The sequence below is a fragment of the Marinomonas mediterranea MMB-1 genome (assembly GCF_000192865.1).
Classification (GTDB): domain Bacteria; phylum Pseudomonadota; class Gammaproteobacteria; order Pseudomonadales; family Marinomonadaceae; genus Marinomonas; species Marinomonas mediterranea.
In genome coordinates this window covers 3,703,835-3,727,557 of record NC_015276.1, presented here as the reverse complement: position 1 = coordinate 3,727,557, position 23,723 = coordinate 3,703,835, and the positions used below count along the sequence as shown (strand labels likewise).

Genomic DNA, 23,723 nt, shown 5'->3' with positions numbered 1-23,723 from the left:
TATTACGGAGAATTATCGACTTATATAAAACTCAAGTGCTGACATAGATCAATAGATGTACTAAATGCTATAAAATGCTCTAATAAACATCACTTTTTCGAGTGTGTATTAAACGAGTGGAAAATATACGCTCGAACGATGATATTGAAGAATAACAAGGGTGATCAATGAAATTTTCGGTTTTAATAACAGGTTGTTCGTCTGGTATTGGTTTGGAAGCCGCTAAACGGTTACAGACCTTAGATTATTTGGTTGTCGCCAGTGTTCGAACCGAGAGCGATGTTGAAGTGCTCAAGCAGCAAGGGATAAAACATGTTGTTGTGTTAGACCTCGCTTCTGAGGAGTCGATAAAAAGCGGGCTTAATAGCGTGTTAGAGATTACCGGGGGGACATTATATGCGTTGTTTAATAATGGCGCTTACGGACAGCCTGGAGCGGTAGAGGATTTACCTACTGCGGCGTTAAGGCTTCAGTTTGAAACGAACCTGTTCGGCACTCATGAGTTAACAACTCGTGTAATAAAAATCATGTTGCAGCAAGGTTATGGTCGAATAGTGCAGAACAGCTCTGTATTGGGTATGGTCGCAGCACCTTTTCGAGGCGCATACAATGCCAGTAAATTTGCGTTAGAAGGGTTAACGGATACGATGCGAATGGAGCTTTCAGACACGCCTATTCAGGTGAGTTTAATTGCGCCAGGCCCAATTGAAAGTCAATTTAGAGCCAATGCCTTAAAGGCACTTCAAGCAAATATTAATATTGCCGAAAGTCGTCATCAAAAAGGCTATGATGAAGCCATTGAGCGCCTCTCTAACCCAGGTCCAGCGTCAAAACATACGCTTCAAGCGGAAGCGGTGGTTGCTAAACTTCGACATGCATTAGAAGCTAAGATGGCAAAACCTCGATATTTTGTAACAACACCGACATATGTAGCAGACGTATTGAGACGCGTACTCCCAACCCGCTTGTTAGATCGAATTATGCGTGCTCAAGGGAGCTGATCAAGCCAAACCGAAATACTCGCAATGTAATTCTTACGAATGTGCTCTGGTGACAAGTAAAGATCATGGTAACCACCTTCGACCTTTTTTGTTTCAAGATTGCGGTAAATTTGGTTCGCCGCGTTCATCATACTGTCGATATTCAGAACGCCATCACCAGCGGTCATTTTTGAGCATGATTTTTCATGTCTGGTCGTTTTATCTGAGTGACACATCAGAGTAGGGAGGGAGACTTGAGGGGCTTCTAAAAGCTCTCTTTGTGTCTTAATGACTTCTCTTAGCCACCTAAATGACAAAGGAAAACCGTTGGCGGGCTTCCAATCTAATCGATAATTCCATTGTCCTTCATAATGCTTATGTATTGATTTAGAGTAAGTGTTCACTTCGTTACTGTGCTTTGAGATAAAAGGAAGTGTGGTGGTTAAAAAGTGAATGACCGACGTTACTCTTTTATTCGTTTGAGGTGAGAAGGGCAAGGCCAAAAATGGGCTGTTAAGTATTAACCCTGACACCGTTGCCATATTCTCTAAAAGACGGCTTGTCTGTTTGTCCGTACCGGGTTTTTGAACGGCGTCGATCACTTGTATAAAACGGGAGGCAATCAGTCCACCTGTGGAATGGGCTAGAATCACACACTCTTCATAACCCTCTTTTTTTATGGTTGTTAGCGCTGATATTAGGTCGTTATGGTAAACAGACAATGAACGACAGCGATTCTCAGGTTGTTGAGGACGAATGGATCGACCGTACCCTTGCAGATCTATTGCATAAAACGCCCAGTCTTGCTCAGTGAGCAACTCAGCGAGACCGGATTGAAAGAAGTAATCGGTATAACCGTGTAAATAAAGTATAGCGCGAGAGGCGGTTGCTTTAGGTTGATGTTGTACCAACGTAGATTCAGAAAAACGATCATTAGACCTAAACGTCAATGTCCTATACGTGAAAGCATCGCCGAGATGATCTGTTGTCTTGATACTGCTTTCTATTGTGTGAACGGTTGAAAGCTTCATCGCTGCGATAGTGTAAAGGTCTTTTGTCACGGGCTACTTCCCTTAATGAGAAGGCGAAACATAATCGCCCAGAACTCAACGAAACGCATTGTTAATTTCCGAGCTTGTTATCATCATGTCGCCTTCTCAGCGTGCTTTATGTGGGTCGACAAATGTATAAGTGTCTAATCGAACAAGCGGTCTCCCAATTGGTCGATTGTTATCTTTGCTTTTCTGATGGTGAGCTCAAGACACTGGTCGCGGCCTGGCACTAGATCTGACCGGATAAACTTATGGTTTTTTTGACTCTCGCCTTCACCTTTCGAAATACTGGCAGCGACACGAAATTGGCCACCTTCACTTATTGGCGCTGGAGTAATGGAAAAGCCATTGTAATCGATGCTCTCTTCTACGGGTTGTGATTGGGCGTCAGCACCAGAAAATAAATTTTTAAGCCCAGATAAAAAACTCATTGTAATACTACCTTTTAGCGTGTCATTTAATGTAGACGTTATAATAGTCGCTTTACTAGACGATAGCATCAAAACGACACGGTTGGCGAGTTGGTCTATGTAAGAAAAGTGATTGGGTAAGAGAGCGTTCTGTGAACGCGTGAGGCAGAGGCTCTATTTGCCGCTTTTTAGCTAGGCCGCAGTGTTCTGCCCGTCCTTCGTTATATTCCTTTCTGGAAGAGCTTATAAAGGCCGCTAAAATCGGAGCTGTGAGTTGCTTCTTGTTTCTCATCTGAGTTTAGGAAATGCTCGTGATGAATAATGTTGAGATGATTAAACAAAATGGCATTGGCATCAATCGCTGTAAAGTTGTCCTTGTACCATCGACACCATGCTTGCAGTTCAGATAACCAAGTGGGAATTAAAGAGGTAGGTAAGCTTTCTACTAATTGATCAGCCGCAAATAAGCAGTCATGGTTTGCTTGCAGTTTTGCACTTTTATCTTCACTCACGAGCACGCCGAACAAAGAGCTAAGACTTTGATTCAACCTCTGTCGTCGTTCTTGTATGACAGTCTGTTGTACGTTAAGGGATTCAATCATGTTAAACCTTCCTTTTGCTTCTAGAAGCAGGCTATTGCCGAGTGCGTCGAGCCAATACTACTCAAATCATTATCAATAACGCCTTAGAGTAGTTATCGCCTAAGAAGTAAAAGGGTTAAGTAAAGTATTATTAAAAAGTGGCGTTCTTTCGCCATAATATTTTGGGGTTTTTACACAAACGTTCATTATAGTTTCATAAGTTTACACTTAATAGTTAAACTTTTGGATCTAATTGGTGAATAACACATATAATCTATTATGATTTCTTGAGAATATCCCCTAAAGTGCGACTTTAAGTTGTTAAATTTAGTTAAAGTGCGTTAAATCGGCATTATTGGTAATTAATATAGTTATTGTAAAATCGGAAGGTAGGGGCTTGGTGAATAGATCTCAGAAGACTGCTTGATGACGAATTTAAGAAGTGCATATTGTGAGTGCAAACAAGGATAAGCGCAACAAACGATAGAAGTGCTGCGCTTATGGTGATACGTCAACTCGGCTCTGTATAAAGTTCTGCTCTTTTACGAATTGCGGCGATGGTAATCATTGCACAGAATATCAAAGGAACCATCATTAGGTTCAAGAGTTCCCATCCCAGTAAATTTTGCCAATAACCCGCCAATAAGCTGGCTACTGCGCTACAGCTAAAAACAACCAAATCGTTAAGTCCTTGTACTTTGGCTTTTTCTGCTGGTCGGTAAGTGCCTGTTAATAGACTTGTTGCGCCTATAAAGGTGAAATTCCAGCCGATACCTAAGAAAGCCAATGCAATACTAAAATGCCAATAAGTTGCGCCAAATTGCGTTAGCGCAATACACGCAACAAGCATTAGACAGCCTGTTTGAATCACTTTACTACAGCCAAATTTGCTGATGAGCTTGCCTGTAAAAAATGAGGGTGCGAACATACCCAGAACATGCCATTGAATGGTCGAGGCAGTGTGACTGAAGTCATGACCTGCATGCATCATTGCTAGTGGCGTGGCCGTCATAATTAATACCATCACGCCATATCCGATCGCACCTGCGACGATAGCACCGACTAAATCATTTTGTTTCAGAAGCTCCCTATAGCTTCTTGTTGGGCCTTTTTGTTCTTCAATAGTTGGCTTTTTTAACGGTAAGGTTTGAATCAGAACCATCGTGATGAGGTAAACAACAATGAGCGCTAGAAACGCACCCTGATACTGGATATCTGGAATCCAGTTCTCAAACCAGATTGCAAGATTAGGCCCCAAAATCGCTGCAATAACACCAGCGCCCATAATCAAGCCAATAGCCTGTGGTATTTTGTTTGACGGAGCATGTTCTGCGGCGGCATAACGGTATTGCTGGCTAACGCCTATAGACATCCCCAGCATGAATGTACCACAGCAAAAAATATAGAAGTTGTCGACCGACAAAGCCATGTAGGCTAAACAGGCGCCGACAACGCCCAGTACATTGCCAATTAGAAAGCCCTTCTTTCGACCCACCCATTTCATAACATGTGCAGCGGGAAGTGTGACAAACATGAGACCAATGTATTGAAGTGCAATAGGCAGCGTTGCATACCCTAGTTCGGGGGCCAAATGTTGACCGACCAATGCCGTCACCGAAATAAGGAGTATATTGCCAGTTATAAGCAGAGCTTGTCCGAGGGCGAGTCCCCAAACATTAATTCCAAACATAGTCAGTCCAATAGTGAAACGAATAGAAAGTGGTTTCTATTAAAGGCGCTCTGTTAAACATAAATGAGAGAGTCTACGAGACCGCTAAAAAGCCACGCCTACGCCTATAGGTAGTTGCAAATTCAGTCTCAATTGACTTGAGCTTAGTTAGGGCAACAATTTAGCTAGGAGTATAACGCTTAGCTTTATGGCTGTGCTAGTTAATATGAGTGTGGTGAGATGGTATAGATGTTCTACCACACTCAATTTGATTAATTTATGGTGTCTAAGCGTTATCTATTGTCATTGAAGCTTCATTTTCGCCGATTTCTTTTTCAAAAGCTTTAAGACGTTTGTGAATAGAGAGGAGCTCTACTATCGTGGTCCATGAGCTCACCAAAAACTGAAAGGAGCCTTCAACTTGGTTAAATGCAGAAATGATTCTTTGCATGATACCCAACGTAAACGCACCTGCAACGATAGACGGCCCGAGTGCGATAAAAGGTATGAACTGGCCGAAACCTAGATAAGAATATCGAACGACATTGAAGTACAAATAATGGAAATAGAGTTTGAAATAGTTTTGTCTGACTCCGCTGAAGAGTTCTTTTAAATGCTCCGGCTCCGCCCGTTCAACATGATCTTCTCCGTAGACTAGCTCTTTGCGGTAAGCAGCTTCAACTTTTTGATTGTTGAACTCAAGGCCAGGCAATTTTATACCTGAGATGGCAAGTAATGCTGTACCAAATGCAGACCAAAGAATAGCAACAAATACTAGTGCTTGTGGTACTTCTCCTATTAATGGAAGCTCTTTTACATAACTGGAAAGCGTCCATAGAATTGGGAGGAAAGCGATAAGAGTCATGATTGAATCTAGAAAACGTACCCCTAATCCTTCGACAATAGAAGCGAAGCGCATAGTGTCTTCTTGAATACGTTGGGAAGCCCCTTCAATATGTCGCACGTTTCCCCATTTTTTCGTGTACGCATTGTTCATTGCAGTACGCCAGCGGAAAACATAATGGCTGATAAAGAAGCTTTTAAATATAGATACAGTCATGGATATCAGAACGATTACTGTGACGGAAGACAGTTGGAAGAAGTACTCTTGTAAAGTGACTTCTCCAGGAGTTGTTAGACTCTTTTGAATAAGGTCGTAGAAAGTGCCATACCATTCATTGATCCAAACACCAACCTGAACGTGGAACCAGGTGATAAACATAATTAGTGCCGACCCCGCAACAGACCACTTAGCCCACTTTTGTCCACCGTATATCATCCACCCAGCAATAAATAAGCCATAACAAACAGCCATATACTGGCATAGCCAGTAGTTGAGCGCAGTGCTTTGGGTGCTTTGAAAGGCTGCTTGAGCCGCAGCGTCTGCTTCAGCAGACAGTGTTGCGGGGAAGTCAACCCCAAAGAAGTACGCTAAGCTCAGTGTGCTTCCAAGATCTTGCACAAGCGTGTACCAACCAGTGACACATAATAGTGCCCATATAGCGAAGCTTAGAAAAAATAATCTGGGTTTGGGAAAAAAGGAATCGAACACGTTTGGGCTCTCTATTCAATAATTTTGCACAGTTTGTCAGCTTAAACCACTTACTTAACAAGAACAATGAAGTAGATGGTCGTTATCGTCTCAGACTTCACAAAACAACATAAGTTTCATGGTTGTCTATCCATATTTAAAACACTAAGCTGTGTTTTTGTTTTAGAAAACAGTTTTCAATGTTTCTTGCACAGAAGGTGCCGAGTTGATATCGAATAATATCGTTTACTTAGTCAATGCGTTTACATTCCAAGGTGTTGGGGGGAATCCAGCTGGTGTCGTGCTGCACGCTGATTCACTACCAAAGGAAGAGAGACAAAGAATAGCAACGAAAATTGGTGTGTCGGAAACGGCGTTTGTTAGTCGCAGCGAAGTCGCAGATTTTAAGATTGAGTTTTATACGCCAACAAGTGAAATTGATTTTTGTGGGCATGCAACATTAGCTACATTCTGGCTAATGAACCGCTTAGGTGTGTTAAATACAGGTCAGTATTGCCAAGAAAGTAAGGTCGGTGTTCTAGGGGTTGAAATAGATGGACAGGGCTTTGTGACTCAAGAGCAAGTTAAACCTCATTTAAAGGGGTATTTATCTGCATTCGACTCTATCGAATTGTTCGGTATGAATAAATCTATGTTCAATGAAGGTATGCCAATGCCAGAGATAATTTCAACGGGAGTGGCTGAAGTGTTAATGCAAGTACCTAATGGGGTACTGGATAAACTGAATCCTAATTTCGAATTAATAGAACGGTTTTCGAAAGAGCATAACGTATTGGGTTTTCATATTTTTGAAGTGAATCCAGCCGTCGAATATTTTACAGCAAGCGCTCGAAATTTCGCGCCGCTGGTAGGCATCAACGAAGAATCTGCGACAGGCAGTGCATGTGGTGCTTTGATCACCTTCATGTTCAGACATTATGGTATTGATGAGGCGTGGTTCGAACAAGGAAGAGTGTTAGGCAGTCCGTCAGCGTTGCATGCGTCACTTGATATTCAAGACGACGAAATTCAAAAAGTCTATGTAAAAGGGACTGCTAATTTAATGCGACAGTGGAGCTTGAGCGGGTTCTAACCGCTAGTAGAAAAAGCAAAGGCGTTTGATTTTGATATCAAACGCCTTTTTTTTGAGCTAACAAATGCAACTAAAAGGTTTGCTACTTATTGCGATTCAGTATGTTGTTACTTCAGGCGCTGTTATTTAGTTGATAATGTCTCAAGCACAACTTTGATCGTGTTTTCAAAGCGCTCAAGTCCGGCTTTGATGTCTTCTTCTGGAATGATCAGTGACGGCGCTAGGCGGATAACGTTTGGCCCGGCAACCAATATAAGCAAGCCTTGGTTTGCACTTTCAGCGAAGAAGTCTTTACCGTGTCCAGCGAGTTCATCGACCAGTTCGGCACCGATTAACAGCCCCATACCTCGAATGTCTTTGAATACATTGTATTTGTCGTTAATCGCTTTTAAGCCTTCCACGTATAACTCATGACGTTTCTTAACGCCACTAAGAACCTCGTCAGTGCCGATAATGTCGATCACCGCTTCGGCAATAACGCAGGCCATAGGATTGCCGCCATACGTGCTACCGTGCGTACCAAAAGCCAAACTGCTTGCGATTTTCTCTGTGGTTAACATTGCGCCGACAGGGAAACCATTGCCTAACGCTTTTGCCGACGTAAGAATGTCAGGAGTGACACCCAGTTGTTCGTACGCGAAGAACGTACCGGTACGACCCACACCAGATTGCACTTCATCGAAAACAAGCAGTGCATTGTGTGCATCACATAGTTCACGAACCTGTTTAGCAAATTCAAGGTTGGCTGGAATAACGCCGCCTTCTCCTTGAATCGGTTCCATCACAACAGCACATGTTTTATCTGATATCAGCCCCTTGAGTTGCTCAATATCATTATAATCACAATGTTTGATGCCTCCCGGTGCGGGTTCAAAACCTTCCGTGTATTTTGGTTGTCCGCCGACGGTAACCGTAAATAAAGTACGACCATGAAATGACTTATAGAACGAAATGATTTCATGCTTTTCAGGGCCAACATGATCGTACGCGTAACGTCGAGCAAGTTTGAAAGCAGCCTCGTTTGCTTCACCGCCGCTGTTCGCGAAAAAGACGCGTTCAGCAAAGGTTTTTTCCGTTAGCTTTTTCGCTAAACGGAGTGCAGGTTCGTTGGTCATCACGTTGGATAGGTGCCAAAGCTGATCCGCCTGATCGCGCATCGCTTTTACCAATGTTGGATGAGAGTGCCCGAGTGCGGTGACGGCGATGCCGCCAGCAAAATCGATGTACTCTTTTCCATTTTTATCCCAAACGCGAGAGCCTTCACCGCGCACTGGAATAATATCCGAAGGTGCGTAGTTTGGAACCATTACTTCGTCAAAGGTTGCTCTCGTTACTTGCTCTGTCACTTTATCTACCTCTTAAAATTCCGGCGGTCAGTCGTTTGACCGCCTTAGGTTTATATCAGATTTCTTAGCTCACGAATAGCAACAGAGATCATTGCTAGGCTTAAATCTGTTTCTGTTTTTATTTCGTTAAAGGTCGCGCGATAGTGACTAATATTGTCACTGTTTAGCTCACGCCAATGACTCAAACGTTCTTCTAGTTCGTTGATCTCTGCACTCGTTTGAATGACTTCTTGAGTCAACGTGCGAAGTCCGTTATCGACTTCGTCGCCAAGACCTGCTTTGGCTCTACGAGACCACATGTCGTCAGCCGGTAAGTCATTAACACTATGACGTAACCAATGAAGGTCCAAATCAGTTTCGAGCGTGAAGTACGTCTGAGCGACGTCTAATACTTCTCGATCTGTGTTAGTGGCCACTCGAATGATATCCAAACCGTAGAACAAGTAATGGTTTGAGGTCATTGCTTTCGCAACATCTTCAGGAACACCTTGTTCAGTCAGTGATGCCGTCAACTCGTCCAAATGCGCTAGGCTTGGTTCGGTTAGAATCGCCTGCATATTGGCGCGAATGGCTTCGACACCAGGTTTGTAAGTCTCGATCAAGCGTTGAATCGACAAGCTTTCACGCGTATTTCGTAGTAACCATAATGTCGCGCGTTCAGCCAAAACCTGAATGCGGATGAGCAGCTTATTGAGAACATCGTTTTCAACTTGGAAATCAAGATTGTTGATCGCATCCCAAAGTGCAGGGATGCCAAAGATCTCTTCGGCTGCCATGTAAGCACGCACAATGTTCAATGCTGACGCACTGGTTTCTTCCTGAACATGGGTGCCAAATGTCGGCCCCATACGGTTACCGACATTATTGGTAACGTGCGCTGCCACAATTTCTTGCGCCAGTGGGTGAGTTGCCATGTCGTCGCCAAAACGTTCGGTTAACGGCTTCGGGAAGTAATCTTTAATCTGCTCAATCAAATCCGCATCACTGCCGATACCGTCTTCCACCAACTGTGTGTAGAACTTAATCTTGGCATATGCGAGCAGTACCGAAATTTCGGGTCTGGTTAGACCAGCTCCTTTGTTCATACGTTTGCGAATTTGACCGTCTGTTGGCAAGAACTCGATCTGACGGTGCAAGCGGCCTTCGCGAACTAGAGACAACATTAAACGCCAATGGTCAGCCAGTTTCTCTGAGGCTTGTGAATTTTCCAGAGACAAGACATGGCTTTGGCCAACGTTGTGACTAAGTACCAGTTCGCCTACTTCGTCCGTCATTTCTGCTAAAAGCGTGTTGCGTTGCTTTTCAGTCATATCGCCATTCTCGACGACACGGTTAAGCAGAATTTTGATGTTTACTTCGTGGTCAGAGCTGTCTACGCCGGCAGAGTTGTCGATGGCGTCAGTACTCATCAAACCGCCATTTTGCGCAAACTCGATTCGTGCTCTCTGAGTTAAGCCGAGGTTACCGCCTTCACCGACAATCTTGCATCGTAGTTCATTACCGTTAACGCGCAGTGCATCGTTGCCGCTGTCGCCTGCGTCGGCATGTGACTCAGATTCCGATTTTGCATAGGTGCCGATGCCGCCATTCCAAAGTAGGTCGACAGGGGCTTTCAAAATGGCAGAAATTAAATCGGTCGGCGCCATTGATTTCGCATTGCCTTCAATGCCAAGCGCTTTACGAATATCTGCGTTGATTGGAATGGATTTCGCGCTACGACTAAAGATGCCGCCGCCTTTTGAAATCAACGCTTTGTTGTAGTCTTCCCAAGACGAACGAGGTAATTCGAATAAGCGTTTACGTTCTTCGAATGAAGCCGCCGCCTCTGGTGTCGGGTCGATAAAAATGTGCATGTGGTTAAACGCAGCGACCAAACGGGTATGTTCAGAAAGCAGCATGCCGTTACCGAATACGTCACCTGCCATATCGCCAATGCCGACTGCGGTGAAATCCGTTGTCTGACAGTTGAGGCCAATTTCTTTAAATTGACGTTTAACCGACTCCCATGCGCCGCGTGCGGTAATGCCCATTTTCTTATGGTCGTAACCGTTTGATCCCCCAGAAGCGAATGCGTCGCCTAACCAAAATCCGTATTTCTCAGAAATGCTGTTCGCAATATCAGAGAAGGTGGCTGTGCCTTTATCGGCTGCAACAACTAGGTATGGGTCATCTTCGTCATAACGAACTACTGAAAGTGGTGGTACAACTTCGTTTTGTACTAGGTTATCAGTGATGTCCAACAAACCAGAAATGAACGTGGTGTAACAACGCACTACTTCTGTTTGAACTTCTTCACGAGACGCGTTTTTCTTCAATTGCTTAGCAACAAAGCCACCTTTTGCTCCAGCTGGAACGATAACGGCGTTTTTAACCATTTGCGCTTTAACCAGCCCTAGGACTTCAGTACGGAAATCTTCCATACGATCTGACCAGCGAAGGCCGCCACGAGCAACTTTACCGCCTCGCATGTGAACACCTTCAACCCAAGGTGCGTAGACGAAAATCTCGAACTGAGGTCGTGGCAAAGGGACAGCAGGAATCTGAGTTGGATCCAGTTTGAAAGACACGTAATCTTTCACGTCGCCGGATTCTGAGACTTGGTAGAAGTTAGTACGAAGCATTGCTTGAATAACGGATAGATAATGCTTAAGGATTCGATCCTCATCCAGGTTTGCAACCTGATCAAAGGCCGCTTCGAGCTTTTCTTCTAGTTTTGCAATTTTGTCTTCGCGTTTGCTTTCCATTTCTGGATGGAAGCGTTGCTCAAAGAGTTGTACCAATAATTTCGCAATATTAGCGTTTTTCTCTAATGTTTGTTGCATGTACGGACGTGAGAACGGAATTTGCAACTGATTTAGATATTTAGTCACGGCACGAAGCATAGTGACCTGACGCCACGTTAGAGATGCATCCAGTACCAAGGCATTGAATCGATCGTTTTCAACACGGCGTAAGAAGACCTGATTAAACGCGTCTTGGAAGGCTTCACGTTGTGTCTTTTTCTCTAGGTTGACGCCGTCGTTCACACTGATCGCAAACTCTACAACCCAAGTGTTGGCTTTGCCGTCACCATTCTGGTCAAGTTCGTACGGGCGAGCTTCTAGTACTCTAAGCCCCATGCACTCAAGTATTGGAAGTACATCAGATAGAATAAGCGTTGTACCAGAACCGTATACTTTAAAGAAGTAGTTGTTCTTTGACTGACCCACTTGGCGATACAAATGCGTTGTAATGTCGCCCTCGCTTGCTAACTCGTTTAAACGTTCAATGTCTAAAACGGCCGCATTAGGAGAAAAGTCTTCACGGTAAGCCGCTGGAAGGTAAGGCGCGTAAGCTTCGAAAAGCTGATTGCCTTTTTCTTCACCCATGCTGGTATGCAGCGCTTCGAGAAGTTTGTCTTCCCACGACGCCATTGCTTCCTGCATTTTTGATTGAATGTCTTGAGCATCGATAACGCGATTCGTTTGCGGGTCCGCAATTTGAATAGTGAAATTGACACGTGCTAGGACTAATTGTGAGAACTGAACGTTGAATTCAGAGCTTGTGCCATTGCAAGCTTCCATAAGGATTTCTTGCATCTTGATACGCATTTCGGTGTTGTAGCGATGACGTGGAACATAGACCAATGCGTTAAGAAATCGGCCATAAATGTCCTTACGTAAGAAGACACGTAATTGTCGACGTTCCTGTATTGCTAAGATACTTTCGATTGTGTGAGCCAGCTCCTCAGCGGGGGCTTGTAGCATCTCATCACGAGGGTAGCTGTTTAGAATGTGCTTAAGGTTTTTGCCTTTATGGCTGTTATTGTCAACGTTAATATTGTCAACAATGTACTCAAGCTTCTTGCGTAGCAACGGGATATCTTGAAGGCGTGCAACATACGCGGTTGACGAGTATAGGCCAAAGAAGCGCCACTCTCCGACAACTTTACCGTTTTTGTCGAACCGTTTTACTCCTAAGTAATCTAAGTGAACGGGGCGATGTACGGTAGATATAGCCGTCGATTTAGTAATAACTAATATGTTGTTTGGATCAACAGCAAGTTCAGCTAGGCGGTCGCTTAGAGTGATATCTCGTTTCACTTTGCGCTTATCAAGGTCGCGGAATGTCCCCATTCCTGATCCATCAACAAGTTTAAGGTGTGTTTCTTTGTCGCCTTGAACTAAGTCGTATTCGCGGAAACCTGTAAAGGTAAAGTGGTCGTTTTCTACCCAGCGTAAGAAATCTAAATTCTCTTGGTGGGTCGGGTCGTCTTTCAGATGCTTAAATGTTGATGACTCTTTAATAATGTCACCAAGCTTGGCTTTCATGCCAGACCAGTCTTGTACAGATTTCACTACGTCGTCTAGAGTAGAAAGCAATTCTTGCTTAATCTGCTCCATAACATTGACGTCAGACAGGCGGTCCACTTCGAAGCGAATAAGTGCTTCGTTAAAGTGATTGTTAATATCCAGCTCTATGGACGTTAGTTCGCCTTTCTTAGAGCGAGTAACGGGTACCATTGGGTGCGCTGTAAAATGGATGGTGAGTCCAAGTCGAACCAATGCCATGTTAAAAGAAGATACTAAGAACGGCATGTCGTCTGTTAGTACTTCAATAACAGTGTGTGTTGACTGCCAGCTGTGTTCTTCGTAGTTCGGGTTATAAACACGAACTTTAGGCGTGCCAATAGTGCGTTGCTTCATGAAATCCCATTGGCAGACGATATTGCCGTATAGGTTTTCAATGGATTCATTTTCCATGTCCTCAATCAGAAGGTCATGAAAATAAAGTTGGCTTAGGTTAATTAGCTGCGCGGCTTCGGTGGCGGAAAAGTGATCGTGAATTTCTGCTTCAATTCTGGCGATGATTTCGCCTTTTTTGCTGTCAGTCATGTTAACTCATCCTCATGAGTGGGGGTGGTGGTCTAAACTTATTATTTAGTTATATTTATGTCAGAGCTTCTTCGAACCCGCATTAACCATTATTATGAAAAATACAGTGTTTTAGAAGTTTGCTACTTTTTTAATAGCGACATTTTGTTATATCTTTGTGTCGCAACAATTAAATATAGCTGAAAAAAAGAAAGCTGAGCTCTTAATATTCATTCTAAACCAAATTACATCGCTTTATAGTGGCTTATAGCAGGAAAATAAATTGGACAAAACTAGATATGCATCACGAGAAATCATGAAAGTAGGTCAAAAACCTCAAAAGTACGGTTTTTTACTACTTCCGGAGTTCTCTATGTTGGCCTTCTCATCGGCAATCGAAACCCTGTATATGGCGAATTGGGTGAGTGGTAAAGAGCTATACCGGTTTTGTACTATAGGTAAAAATACGAAAGATGTACTTTCGAATTCTGGCACGTTGTCTGTTGCTCAGTACCTTGCTAATGATGCTCCAAATGACCTTGATGCTGTCTTTGTTTGTGGGTCTTCTCCCGTTACACAGAGTGATGATCCCACAATGGAATCGTGGCTTAAACGTATGTCCTCAAAGGGGGTGTCTTTAGGAGGGATTTGTACAGGAAGCCACTTACTGGCAAAAGCGGGTCTATTGGATGGGTATCGAGCGACAATACATTGGTGGAGCATTTCAAATTTGAGGGATGACTTCCCGAAAACCATTGTATCTAATCATTTATTTGAAGTGGACCGAGATCGTTATACTTGCAGTGGGGGAACGGCTGCAATGGATATGATGTTGTTCCTGATAGGTAAAGAGCATGGAATGGAACTCGCGAGTAGTATTTCTGAACAATTTGTTTGCGAGCGCATCCGAACGCATGAAGACCCACAACGGATTCCTCTGCAAGCGCGAATTGGAACAGGACAGCCGAAATTAGTAGAAGCGGTTCAATTAATGGAAGCGAATATTCGTGAGCCTCTATCGTCAGATGACATTGCTTACCATGTTGGGGTATCACGGCGTCATTTGGAAAGGTTGTTTAAACAAAGTTTAGACACGGTGCCCTCAAGATACTATTTGGGGATCCGGCTTAAGCATGCGAGGCAACTGATTACTCAAACGGATCGTTCAATACTAGAAATAGGTCAAGAATGTGGTTTTACGTCCGCGCCGCATTTTAGTACGACTTACAAAGGCTTTTTTGATGTGACGCCTAGAGAAGAGCGAAAACTGCTTTCAGAGACGATAAAAAGTGGAGAGCCTGTTGATCGCAAGAAACGCCAACTTTGGAAAAAAACACGGTAGTTCTTTGAGTTCACTTTTTTGTGATCTCGTGTTAATAAGGGCGTTGAGGCGTTTAAGATAAGTGCTCAGGAAAGGTTCTGAGCAGAGGTTCTGAATAGAGAGATTATGGCATCGTATAATATGGCTCTACAGGCTGCTACAGGCTGCTTAGGGGTTATAGGTGGCCAGCTTGTAGCAGTAAAGAACTAGAGCTTAAACGGCATCAGAGCCAGTTTCGCCGGTACGAATTCGTATAATCTGTTCAAGATTAGTCACAAAGATTTTACCGTCACCTATTTTTCCAGTGTTGGCACTTTTCTGGATTATTTCAATCGCGTGATCAACTTCGTCATCGGCCACAGCGAGTTCTAATTTTACTTTCGGTAAAAAATCGACCACATACTCAGCACCTCGATATAGCTCAGTATGGCCGCGTTGCCTGCCAAATCCTTTTACTTCCGTAACAGTGATGCCGCTGATCCCAATCTCCGAAAGTGCTTCACGAACTTCATCAAGTTTAAACGGCTTCACAATCGCTGTGACTAACTTCATTGCCTGTCTCCGACATATCTAAAAAATTATGCCGTTAAAAGTATCACTCAATGCCAGAGTTCGCCACCAAAGTTCGTTCTTTAGACTATATTTACGGCCTGCCTTAATAAAAATAATTGAGATAAGACCATGAACCATGGCGAAATGATTAAGTTTGAAGCGGGTGTGGATGATTTTGTTGGTCATCTTAAATCCGAGCTGCGACGGAATGCATTGCAGCTTAAAAAGGTGTCAGTACCGCAATGTTTGGCGACCTACAGGGTGAGTAACTTGGAAATGCAAGCGCATTTAAGATTGGTCTTATTGGGGTACCCCAACGGAGAGCCGATTGCCAGAGTGTCGTGGTTGGGAAGCTCGGGAGAGGAACGAACATGCTGCTATGTCAACGACGTGTTTGAAGCGATTACGCTGAAATCTAACGGGCGTTGGGTTAGAAGTAAACGAAATCCCAAGGAAACGTGTTTACGAGAACTTGCGCATCTGCTAGATGGTTCTTGATTTGTTAGAGGGTGTCTGATTTTTTGATTAGGCGATTTTTAGGGGAAGGGGCATTAGTAAAGGAGGTTCTTTCGGAGAACCTCCTTCGTAAGAAGGGCAACTAGAGCAATGCTCGATTTCGACTAAAGTTCATTTAAGGAATCTAGGTCGTCAAAGGCTGGTTCGTGATATTGTCGCCCTAACTCATGTACCGCATCAATTAGAAATTTAGGGTGATCGGGGTTCACATATTGATGAATACCATGCCCTAAATTAAATACATGCCCAGAGCCATGTCCGAACCCTTCTAGAACCAAAGCGACTTCTCGTTCTATTACATCTTTGTCTGCATAAAGTACGCACGGATCGATATTACCTTGAAGAGCTACGCTCTCACCAACGCGCGCGCGCGCTTCCGCGATATCGGTTGTCCAATCTAGACCTAGTGCATCTGGGCCTGCTGCGGCCATATTTTCAAGCCATTGACCGCCGTTTTTCGTAAACATGATAACAGGGATTTTTTTGCCTTCGTGTTCGCGAATTAGTCCGTCCATGATTTGTTTCATATACATTAATGAAAAGCGCTGATACATCGGACCACTTAGCGCGCCACCCCACGTATCAAAGATTTGCACAGCTTGTGCTCCGGCTTTAATTTGACCATTTAGGTAATCTATAACGGATAATGCGAGCTTATTCAGTAATGCGTGCAGTACATCAGGTGTCTGATACATCATGGCTTTGATGTGTCGGAAGTCTTTGCTTGATCCACCTTCAACCATATAGGTAGCGAGCGTCCAAGGGCTTCCTGAGAAACCAATAAGAGGCACTTTTCCGTTTAGAGCCTTACGGATGGTTGTAACGGCTCTCATTACGTAGTCTAAGTCTGTTGTTGTCGCAATGGGAAGGGCGTCAACATCGGCTTTCGAGCGAACAGTGTGTTTAAACTTAGGGCCTTCGCCAGTCTCAAAGTAAAGCCCAAGCCCCATTGCATCGGGAATGGTCAGAATGTCAGAAAATAAAATAGCCGCATCCAGCTCATATCGCTCTAGTGGTTGCAGTGTTACTTCACATGCGAAGTCTTGGTTTTTACATAGACTTAAAAAATCGCCTGCCGTAGCGCGAGATGTACGGTATTCAGGAAGGTAGCGACCTGCTTGACGCATCATCCATACTGGGGTTGTGTCTACAGGCTCTTTTAATAGGGCACGTAGGAAACGATCATTTTTAAGCTCTGGAAACATTCAATCACTCCGACTATTGCGTACTCTCAACTGTATTCTTAAGAGTCGCCAGAAAAATATGACGGCATTTTACCGTAATGAGACGAAAAAACAGAAAAATAATATTATTTTATGACTCGGGTTAAGAAAAAGCTGTTTTTCCGCTCATAGGTTTTAACGTCCTTAGTCTCCTAAATAGCGTTTGAGGCTGTATTCCTGAACCAAATTGATTGCATTTTCAATCTCTTTAGTTTGATGAAGGTCTTTCATAATGTCGGGTAGAATTGCTTTTGTTTGCGTTACGTTGAGTCCAGTTTTTAGTCTGGGGGAATAAAGCGTTCTAAGTAATAAATAGTCGAGAGGGCTCAAGTAAATGTCGGTGCTCACATCATTAAATATGGAGGGGAAAACATCGCCTGAATCGTTTGGAAGCCCTAATAACTGAGTGATTTCTTCGACAATGCAATCTAGAAAACGCGCTTTTTGACGAGCGTAGTCAACGGGGATTATGATGACACTTTTGGTAATTTCGCTGTGTGTGTTTGTGAAAATTTTACCAAGGCAAAGAGCTTCGTCTAGTGCTTTTCGGCTTTTGTTGGGGTCGCCAGCGTATTGTCTAACTTTGTCTTCCATTTGATTGTAATACGTAAATATGGCATATAGATTGGCCTCCTCTGGGTCGAGCGTAAAGTCAATTGGGAGCCCTGTTATGTGAGAAAGGTGTTGTGCGTGAACGCTTAAGAGTTCTTTCTGAAAGGCGCTATCCCCCGCGTCACTGCTAAAAAAGATTTTTACGGGTTGTTCCCATCTAATGATCTTTGGATTTGCGGTTTTTTTATACTCTCTTTCAAGCGCGATCTTAATAAAGCTATTTTCTATATAGGCATCATGTTGCCATCGCTCAATGGCAAAAGTGCCATGAGAGAATAAACAGCTCCATATACTACAAAGGATCAGAAGGCTGTGCTTGCGTACGATGTTCGGCATAGTATTTAAAGGCATCTAAAGAGTCCGGTGTGAATGACAACCCTTCTGGGTTGCTGAGTATAAATTCAACTGACATTTCTTTAACAGCGGCCACTTCTTTGGGTTGAAGTGTCAGTTCCCCATGTTTTGTCTTATCATAGCAGGCGGAATACAGTTTCCCCCAAATTCGATAACCTTCCCCCTCAGTAAAAAATACGCCGTGAGACGTCAGCGGAAGTGAAACGCCGAGCTCTTCTTTTAATTCTCTTTCAGCACATAACTGGTAGGATTCGCCACTTTCAACCACACCGCCAGTCGTTATTCCGAAGTAGCCTGGGCAAAACTCTTTGTCGTCCGTTCTTTTTTGAACAATGAGCTTCTTTTCAGGGGTAAATACCAGTACATAGGTTACTCTGTGTATGTCGACGCCAAAGCGCATTTTTTTGCGAGATACTTCGCCAACGACGGTATTGTTTTCATCAACTAGCGCGATGATTTCTTCTTTAATGGGTGTCAATGTTAAGCCTTATGTGAAAGTCAAAAGCAGCGCTTTTTTTAATGTGTTCAGAGCGATTGGATCTAAGGTGTTCCTCCTAGATCGTATACTGTATTGCGCGTCTTATCTGTAGATAAAAAATCCCAACTAAAGAGTATCTATGTTTACAGTATATTAAAAGGAACAGCTCTTCATTTCTTGCTTTTTAAGTTGGCTTCCTTTCCAAAATGCGACCTGCACTTGCGCCATCTCTATTCGATTATAGGCTGATGCGCGGTATTTATGTAGCATAGAGCAAAATGCAAAACTTAGGGCAAGGTGATGATGATTCCTGACAATGACTTTCTGGCGCATACACTGAAGGCGTTAGATAACAACGACAGAGCCTCCGTTGACTATGGCTCGTTTATCGTTGTTACAGAGGGGCTTGGCGTGCTTCGCTTTGAACCTAAGTATCAAAGCGAAGCAAGTGGAGCAAGTGTTGATCAGAGTGGTATAGAGCGAATTGTTGTTTCAAAGACTAAATTTCAACCGGTGAGTTTGGTTATTTCGGTTGGGATACATGGTAATGAAACCGGGCCAATGGAATTGGTGAATCAGATCGTTAAAGATATGCTAAATCAAGATTTGTCTCCCTCTATTCGGCTATTGATTATCATTGGTAACCCACATGCTGCGGTAAAAGGCGAACGGTTTTGTGATGTAAATTTAAATCGCCTGTTCTTAGGTGCTCATAAAAACTACATCGGAAGAGAAGTAAAAAGGGCAATTTTTTTAGAGCATTGTGTGACGCGGTTCTTTGATGAGGCACCGGCAAACCACACTCGTCTTCATTATGATTTGCATACCGCAATTCGAGGGTCGAAATACAAAAAATTTGCAGTGCACCCTTATATAGGCAATAAGCGCTACAACCTTACGCAGTTTTCCTTTATTGCTGAATGCGGTATTGAAGCAGTGCTTTTGTCCCATCAACCGACGACCACGTTTTCTTATTATAGTTATGCAGAACACGATGCTCAGGCCTTTACTATTGAACTTGGGAAGGTACATCCATTTGGACGAAACGACTTATCGGAATTTGAGGCGATCAATGTTGGCTTAAGATCGTTAATAGAAACAGGGGCGCTTGTATCTAGCGAACGCTATGTCTCTATGAAGGTTTTTAAGGTGATTGACTCCTTAGTGAAAGATTCGGACGGTTACAGGCTTAATATTCCCGATGATATGGAAAACTTTACGCCTTTTGATAAAGCGACAGTGCTCGCAGAGTCGGACAAAGGTCGTTATGTCATTAAGCAAACAGGGGATTCCGTCGTCTTCCCAAATGTTAATCTTCCGGTAGGGCAAAGAGCTGGGCTTGTTATTAGAGAAGTAAAAAATAAGGATCTTTTTTCCTAGAAAGGAATTGCGCTTGAACTGCTGGGTCAAAAATCGTAGTGTTACGTTATAACATTGGTATCTTTTTCGGAGATTTAGCATGAAGAAAACGTTCGCTGCGTTAACTGCACTTGGCCTATCAGGAGCCGTTAGCGCTGATCCTGTTGTTGTTACAAGTATTAAACCTGTCAGTATGATTGTCGCAGCTATTGCGGGTGACCACGCGAAGGTTGAGCAGATTGTCTCAAACAACGCTTCTCCACATGACTTTGCACTGAGGCCTTCTGATCTTCGTAAATTGTCTAACGCTGATTCTATTGTTTGGGTGAGTCATTCTTTAGAGCATTTCCTTACTAAACCGATCGCTAATTTAAATGAGTCCAAAGATATTGAGTGGGCTGATTTAAGTGGTGTACATCTTCAAAATTTTGGCGACAAGCATGAACATCATCATGATGAAGATCATGACGAGCACGAAGATCATGATGATCATCACGACGAACATGCTGATCATGACGAACACGAAGGCCATGATGAGCACCACGACGAACATGCTGACCACGATAATCATGACGAACACGAAGGCCACGATGAGCACCACGACGAACATGCAGGCCATGACGAGCATGAAGGCCATGATGAGCATCACGACGAACATGCTGACCATGACGAACATGAAGGTCACGAAGGTCATCATCATGACCACAGTGGTGTGAACCCTCATGTATGGATGGATCCACACAATGCGATGGTATTGGCAGAAGCAGTAAAAGATCAGTTAAGCAAAATCGACCCAGACTCTGCAGCTTACTATGAAGAGAACTTCCATGAGTTTGAAGAAAGCGTGGAAGAAGCAGAGCATAAGATAGAGCATGAGCTTGAAGACGTTAGCGACGTACCATATGTTGTTTTCCATGATGCGTATGGTTATTTCGAATCTCACTTTGGTTTACACAATGCGGGTGCGGTTACTTTAAGCCCAGAGCGTAAGCCTGGTGCGAAAACAGTTGCGGATATTCGTGAGCGTATTCAGGAACACCAAATCCAGTGTATCTTCAGCGAGCCTCAATTTAGTCCTGCCATTGTTGAGACATTAGTGGAAGGGACGGACGTTAAGACCGCTGTATTAGATCCACTTGGTGGCAAAATCGAGATTGGTAAAAATGCTTATGTCGCGTATCTGAAGTCGCTAGAGGCATCGTTTATCAGCTGTTTGAAATAAGTGTTAACGCGTTTTAGTAACGCCCAACGGAAGGCCCAATTCACCTAGTCGAATTGGGCCTTCGTCTGTATAATACCGCCAACTCTAAACTCATGAGATGGCTTATGAATCATAGCTCTCACGCATTACGTTTAAGCGATGATGCAATTCTCCAAAGCGCTAGAACGACTCTGGACACTCAGGCAAATGCCTTGACTGGATTGTCTCAACGACTTTCAAATGAATTCTCTCAAGCGGTAAAGATGATCTTGGCGACATCTGGGCGCGTTATTGTTTGTGGAATGGGTAAATCTGGGCTCATTGGCAAAAAGATCGCCGCTACTTTAGCCTCTACAGGCACACCTTCCTTTTTTCTTCATCCCGGAGAAGCGTTTCATGGCGATTTAGGCATGATTCAAAAAGAAGACCTTGTTTTACTGATCAGCTATTCAGGGGAAACGGAAGAGGTAATTCGCTTGCTTCCATCGTTGAGTAATTTTGGTAATCCCCTTATCGCGATTGCGGGCAACCCTTCTTCTACCTTGGCGACGCACAGTCAGTGTTTCTTAAATATTGCTGTAGATCGAGAGGCTTGCCCAAATAATTTGGCTCCGACAACCTCTACCACGCTGACTGCTGCAATTGGCGATGCCTTAGCGGTGGCTTTGATGGAATGCCGAGACTTTCAGCCTCAAGATTTTGCCCGTTTTCACCCGGGCGGCAGTTTAGGTAGAAAGCTCCTGACGCGTGTTAAGGATTTGATGCATAAAGATAACCTTCCAACCTGTGCGCCTTCTATGCCGTTATCTGATGCTATTTCAGTGATGACAACAGGACGCATGGGGGTGGTGCTAATTGAAGATGAAAAACGTATTGTTGGCATCTTTACTGATGGGGATCTACGCCGTGCCTTATTAACAAAAGGTGGGGATATTATGTCGAAGTCGATGGCAGAATTGATGACAGCAAACCCTAAGACGATACATGAAAGTGTGATGATCGTAGAAGCGGAAGAGCGTATGATCAATGAAAAAATCACCTTGCTTGTCGTTGTAGACGATTCAGATTCTGTTGTAGGGTTGTTGGAAATTTACGATCGATAGCTCATATCGTTGCATCTATTTTTTTAGGTAATTAATTATGGCTCAAACAAGTAAAGTTATACGAATAGGCAATAAAGTGGACGTTGCCAACCATCTACCATTTGTCTTATTTAGTGGTGTGAATGTTTTAGAGTCCAGAGATTTAGCGATGCAAGTTGCCGAAGCGCATGTAAAGGTGACAGAAGAGTTAGATATTCCTTATGTTTTCAAAGGGTCATTTGATAAAGCAAACCGATCTTCAATCAATTCCTTTCGTGGGCCGGGTTTGGATGAAGGCCTAAAGATTCTTGAAGAAATTAAAAACACATTTGGTGTGCCAGTCATTACAGATGTTCATGAAATAGATCAATGTGCGCCTACGGCCGAAGTGGCAGACGTTATTCAATTGCCTGCGTTCTTGTCTCGTCAAACGGACTTGGTTGTTGCGATGGCGCAGACGGGCGCTGTTATTAACATCAAGAAGGCCCAATTCTTAGCGCCACATGAAATGAAGCATATCCTAACGAAGTGTCAGGAAGCTGGGAACGACCAGCTCATGCTCTGTGAGCGTGGCACAATGTTTGGCTATAACAACCTAGTGGTTGATATGCTTGGCTTCGGTGAAATGAAAAAATTTGATTTCCCGGTTATGTTTGATGTGACGCACGCCCTGCAACGACCGGGTGGTCGTTCTGATTCAGCCGACGGTCGAAGAGCGCAGGTGACTGAACTTGCTCGTGCAGGAATGTCGCTTGGCCTGAGTAGTATGTTTCTTGAGACTCATCCGTCGCCTAACGACGCACGATGCGATGGGCCGTGTGCATTGCCGCTGGATAAGCTCAGTCCATTTTTGAAGCAAATTAAGCAACTTGATGAGTTGGTTAAAACATTCGACGAGCTGGATACAAGCGCTTAATGGATACTCAGTTTTTATCGCAATACAAAGAAATTTCGGAAGACCCTTCTTTTATTGAGAGGTTGCAGGTCTTGTCTTTGGTTATTTTCGACGTTGACGGTGTTTTAACTGACGGCAGTCTGTTTTATTCAGGCTCAGGTGAGGAAGTTAAGTGCTTTAATGTCAAAGATGGCGTAGCGATGAAACTCTTGCCGAAATGGGGGGTGGATGTTGGTGTGATCACAGCGAAAGATTCAGCACCTTTACGCAAACGTATGGAAGATCTTGGGGTAAAACATTTTTACCCTGGCTGTCATGATAAGGCCGCTGCATTCAAAGACCTTCAAAGTAAGTTGAATATTAAGTCAAACAATATCGCTTACGTCGGAGATGACGTTGTTGATTTGCAGGTGATGCCTTTAGTTGGTGTTTCGATTTGCCCGAGCGATGCTCATCTCGTCGTGGCGCGTTACTGCGATGTTCGATTGAATGTTGGGGGTGGAAAGGGCGCTGCACGCGAAGTCGCAGACTTGGTGTTGGCGTCTAAGATGCCCTTAGAAAAAGCGTATGATTTAGCGATGCAACCAGAGTTCGAGTCGAAACAGAATTAAGAGA

General features: G+C 43.7%; 20 protein-coding genes. 9 read left to right on the top strand and 11 right to left on the bottom strand.

The features are described 5' to 3' along the window. Positions 1–167 precede the first annotated feature (167 nt). On the top strand, positions 168–1,001 hold the full coding sequence (locus MARME_RS17065; protein WP_013662511.1) for an SDR family NAD(P)-dependent oxidoreductase: 834 nt from the start codon (positions 168–170) through the stop codon (positions 999–1,001). On the opposite strand, the gene MARME_RS17060 is transcribed toward MARME_RS17065, so the two are convergent. The 5 genes from MARME_RS17060 to sbmA all read right to left on the bottom strand — a co-directional run bounded on the left by MARME_RS17060 (position 989) and on the right by sbmA (position 6,244). Next, a complete protein-coding gene (locus MARME_RS17060; RefSeq protein WP_013662510.1) occupies positions 989–2,041 on the bottom strand; it encodes an alpha/beta hydrolase in 1,053 nt (350 codons plus the stop codon). The two genes, MARME_RS17065 and MARME_RS17060, sit on opposite strands and share 13 nt — an antisense overlap. Before the next feature lie 134 nt (positions 2,042–2,175). Further along, positions 2,176–2,463 carry an HlyU family transcriptional regulator gene (locus tag MARME_RS17055; RefSeq protein ID WP_013662509.1) on the bottom strand — a complete coding sequence of 96 codons (288 nt, stop codon included), beginning with the start codon at positions 2,461–2,463 and terminating at the stop codon, positions 2,176–2,178. Positions 2,464–2,663: 200 nt separating this feature from the next. Further along, positions 2,664–3,044, bottom strand: a complete 381-nt coding sequence (locus MARME_RS17050) for a hypothetical protein (protein ID WP_013662508.1) — start codon at positions 3,042–3,044, stop codon at positions 2,664–2,666. A gap of 490 nt (positions 3,045–3,534) precedes the next feature. Beyond that, positions 3,535–4,713 carry an MFS transporter gene (locus tag MARME_RS17045; protein WP_013662507.1) on the bottom strand — a complete coding sequence of 393 codons (1,179 nt, stop codon included), beginning with the start codon at positions 4,711–4,713 and terminating at the stop codon, positions 3,535–3,537. Positions 4,714–4,978: 265 nt separating this feature from the next. After that, a complete protein-coding gene (gene sbmA, locus MARME_RS17040; protein WP_013662506.1) occupies positions 4,979–6,244 on the bottom strand; it encodes a peptide antibiotic transporter SbmA in 1,266 nt (421 codons plus the stop codon). Positions 6,245–6,449: 205 nt separating this feature from the next. On the opposite strand from sbmA, the gene MARME_RS17035 reads away from it, so the two are divergent. Continuing rightward, complete coding sequence (locus MARME_RS17035; protein ID WP_013662505.1) at positions 6,450–7,316, top strand: PhzF family phenazine biosynthesis protein; 867 nt, start codon at positions 6,450–6,452, stop codon at positions 7,314–7,316. Positions 7,317–7,438: 122 nt separating this feature from the next. Here MARME_RS17035 and MARME_RS17030 read toward each other — a convergent pair whose 3' ends face one another. Both MARME_RS17030 and MARME_RS17025 read right to left on the bottom strand, forming a co-directional pair. Beyond that, positions 7,439–8,662 (bottom strand): aspartate aminotransferase family protein, encoded by a 1,224-nt coding sequence (locus tag MARME_RS17030; protein WP_013662504.1) that lies wholly within the window; start codon positions 8,660–8,662, stop codon positions 7,439–7,441. A gap of 50 nt (positions 8,663–8,712) precedes the next feature. Continuing rightward, a complete protein-coding gene (locus MARME_RS17025; RefSeq protein WP_013662503.1) occupies positions 8,713–13,536 on the bottom strand; it encodes an NAD-glutamate dehydrogenase in 4,824 nt (1,607 codons plus the stop codon). Between the two features lie 295 nt (positions 13,537–13,831). Between MARME_RS17025 and MARME_RS17020 the strand changes: the two genes are divergently transcribed. After that, positions 13,832–14,857, top strand: a complete 1,026-nt coding sequence (locus MARME_RS17020; protein ID WP_013662502.1) for a GlxA family transcriptional regulator — start codon at positions 13,832–13,834, stop codon at positions 14,855–14,857. 192 nt (positions 14,858–15,049) lie between these two features. On the opposite strand, the gene glnK is transcribed toward MARME_RS17020, so the two are convergent. Beyond that, on the bottom strand, positions 15,050–15,388 hold the full coding sequence (gene glnK, locus MARME_RS17015; RefSeq protein ID WP_013662501.1) for a P-II family nitrogen regulator: 339 nt from the start codon (positions 15,386–15,388) through the stop codon (positions 15,050–15,052). Positions 15,389–15,517: 129 nt separating this feature from the next. Here glnK and MARME_RS17010 point away from each other — a divergent pair, with 129 nt between their 5' ends. Then, entirely contained in the window at positions 15,518–15,886 is a 369-nt protein-coding gene (locus tag MARME_RS17010) for a hypothetical protein (protein WP_013662500.1), read from the top strand. A gap of 122 nt (positions 15,887–16,008) precedes the next feature. On the opposite strand, the gene hemE is transcribed toward MARME_RS17010, so the two are convergent. The 3 genes from hemE to MARME_RS16995 form a co-directional block, all read right to left on the bottom strand. Continuing rightward, on the bottom strand, positions 16,009–17,109 hold the full coding sequence (hemE, locus tag MARME_RS17005) for a uroporphyrinogen decarboxylase (RefSeq protein WP_013662499.1): 1,101 nt from the start codon (positions 17,107–17,109) through the stop codon (positions 16,009–16,011). A 162-nt stretch (positions 17,110–17,271) separates the two neighbouring features. Beyond that, on the bottom strand, positions 17,272–18,090 hold the full coding sequence (locus MARME_RS17000; RefSeq protein ID WP_013662498.1) for a DUF2927 domain-containing protein: 819 nt from the start codon (positions 18,088–18,090) through the stop codon (positions 17,272–17,274). Then, the gene (locus MARME_RS16995) at positions 18,032–18,571 is read right to left on the bottom strand and encodes an NUDIX hydrolase (protein WP_013662497.1); all 540 of its coding nucleotides are present in this window, start codon (positions 18,569–18,571) and stop codon (positions 18,032–18,034) included. Before MARME_RS16995 ends, MARME_RS17000 begins: the two co-directional genes overlap by 59 nt. A gap of 300 nt (positions 18,572–18,871) precedes the next feature. Between MARME_RS16995 and astE the strand changes: the two genes are divergently transcribed. The 5 genes from astE to MARME_RS16970 all read left to right on the top strand — a co-directional run bounded on the left by astE (position 18,872) and on the right by MARME_RS16970 (position 23,719). After that, positions 18,872–19,951 (top strand): succinylglutamate desuccinylase, encoded by a 1,080-nt coding sequence (gene astE, locus MARME_RS16990; RefSeq protein WP_013662496.1) that lies wholly within the window; start codon positions 18,872–18,874, stop codon positions 19,949–19,951. A gap of 79 nt (positions 19,952–20,030) precedes the next feature. Next, entirely contained in the window at positions 20,031–21,152 is a 1,122-nt protein-coding gene (locus tag MARME_RS16985) for a zinc ABC transporter substrate-binding protein (protein WP_013662495.1), read from the top strand. Positions 21,153–21,256: 104 nt separating this feature from the next. Continuing rightward, complete coding sequence (locus MARME_RS16980) at positions 21,257–22,234, top strand: KpsF/GutQ family sugar-phosphate isomerase (protein WP_013662494.1); 978 nt, start codon at positions 21,257–21,259, stop codon at positions 22,232–22,234. A 37-nt stretch (positions 22,235–22,271) separates the two neighbouring features. Further along, entirely contained in the window at positions 22,272–23,129 is an 858-nt protein-coding gene (kdsA, locus tag MARME_RS16975; protein ID WP_013662493.1) for a 3-deoxy-8-phosphooctulonate synthase, read from the top strand. Then, positions 23,129–23,719 (top strand): KdsC family phosphatase, encoded by a 591-nt coding sequence (locus MARME_RS16970; RefSeq protein WP_013662492.1) that lies wholly within the window; start codon positions 23,129–23,131, stop codon positions 23,717–23,719. Before kdsA ends, MARME_RS16970 begins: the two co-directional genes overlap by 1 nt. Positions 23,720–23,723 lie beyond the last annotated feature (4 nt).

Coding starts and splice junctions, on each gene's coding strand:
- MARME_RS17065 (WP_013662511.1), top strand. CDS start 168: ATGAAATTTTCGGTTTTAATAACAGGTTGTTCGTCTGGTATTGGTTTG.
- MARME_RS17055 (WP_013662509.1), bottom strand. CDS start 2,463: ATGAGTTTTTTATCTGGGCTTAAAAATTTATTTTCTGGTGCTGACGCC.
- MARME_RS17050 (WP_013662508.1), bottom strand. CDS start 3,044: ATGATTGAATCCCTTAACGTACAACAGACTGTCATACAAGAACGACGA.
- MARME_RS17045 (WP_013662507.1), bottom strand. CDS start 4,713: ATGTTTGGAATTAATGTTTGGGGACTCGCCCTCGGACAAGCTCTGCTT.
- MARME_RS17025 (WP_013662503.1), bottom strand. CDS start 13,536: ATGACTGACAGCAAAAAAGGCGAAATCATCGCCAGAATTGAAGCAGAA.
- MARME_RS17020 (WP_013662502.1), top strand. CDS start 13,832: ATGAAAGTAGGTCAAAAACCTCAAAAGTACGGTTTTTTACTACTTCCG.
- glnK (WP_013662501.1), bottom strand. CDS start 15,388: ATGAAGTTAGTCACAGCGATTGTGAAGCCGTTTAAACTTGATGAAGTT.
- MARME_RS17010 (WP_013662500.1), top strand. CDS start 15,518: ATGAACCATGGCGAAATGATTAAGTTTGAAGCGGGTGTGGATGATTTT.
- hemE (WP_013662499.1), bottom strand. CDS start 17,109: ATGTTTCCAGAGCTTAAAAATGATCGTTTCCTACGTGCCCTATTAAAA.
- MARME_RS17000 (WP_013662498.1), bottom strand. CDS start 18,090: ATGCCTTTAAATACTATGCCGAACATCGTACGCAAGCACAGCCTTCTG.
- astE (WP_013662496.1), top strand. CDS start 18,872: ATGATGATTCCTGACAATGACTTTCTGGCGCATACACTGAAGGCGTTA.
- MARME_RS16985 (WP_013662495.1), top strand. CDS start 20,031: ATGAAGAAAACGTTCGCTGCGTTAACTGCACTTGGCCTATCAGGAGCC.
- MARME_RS16980 (WP_013662494.1), top strand. CDS start 21,257: ATGAATCATAGCTCTCACGCATTACGTTTAAGCGATGATGCAATTCTC.
- kdsA (WP_013662493.1), top strand. CDS start 22,272: ATGGCTCAAACAAGTAAAGTTATACGAATAGGCAATAAAGTGGACGTT.
- MARME_RS16970 (WP_013662492.1), top strand. CDS start 23,129: ATGGATACTCAGTTTTTATCGCAATACAAAGAAATTTCGGAAGACCCT.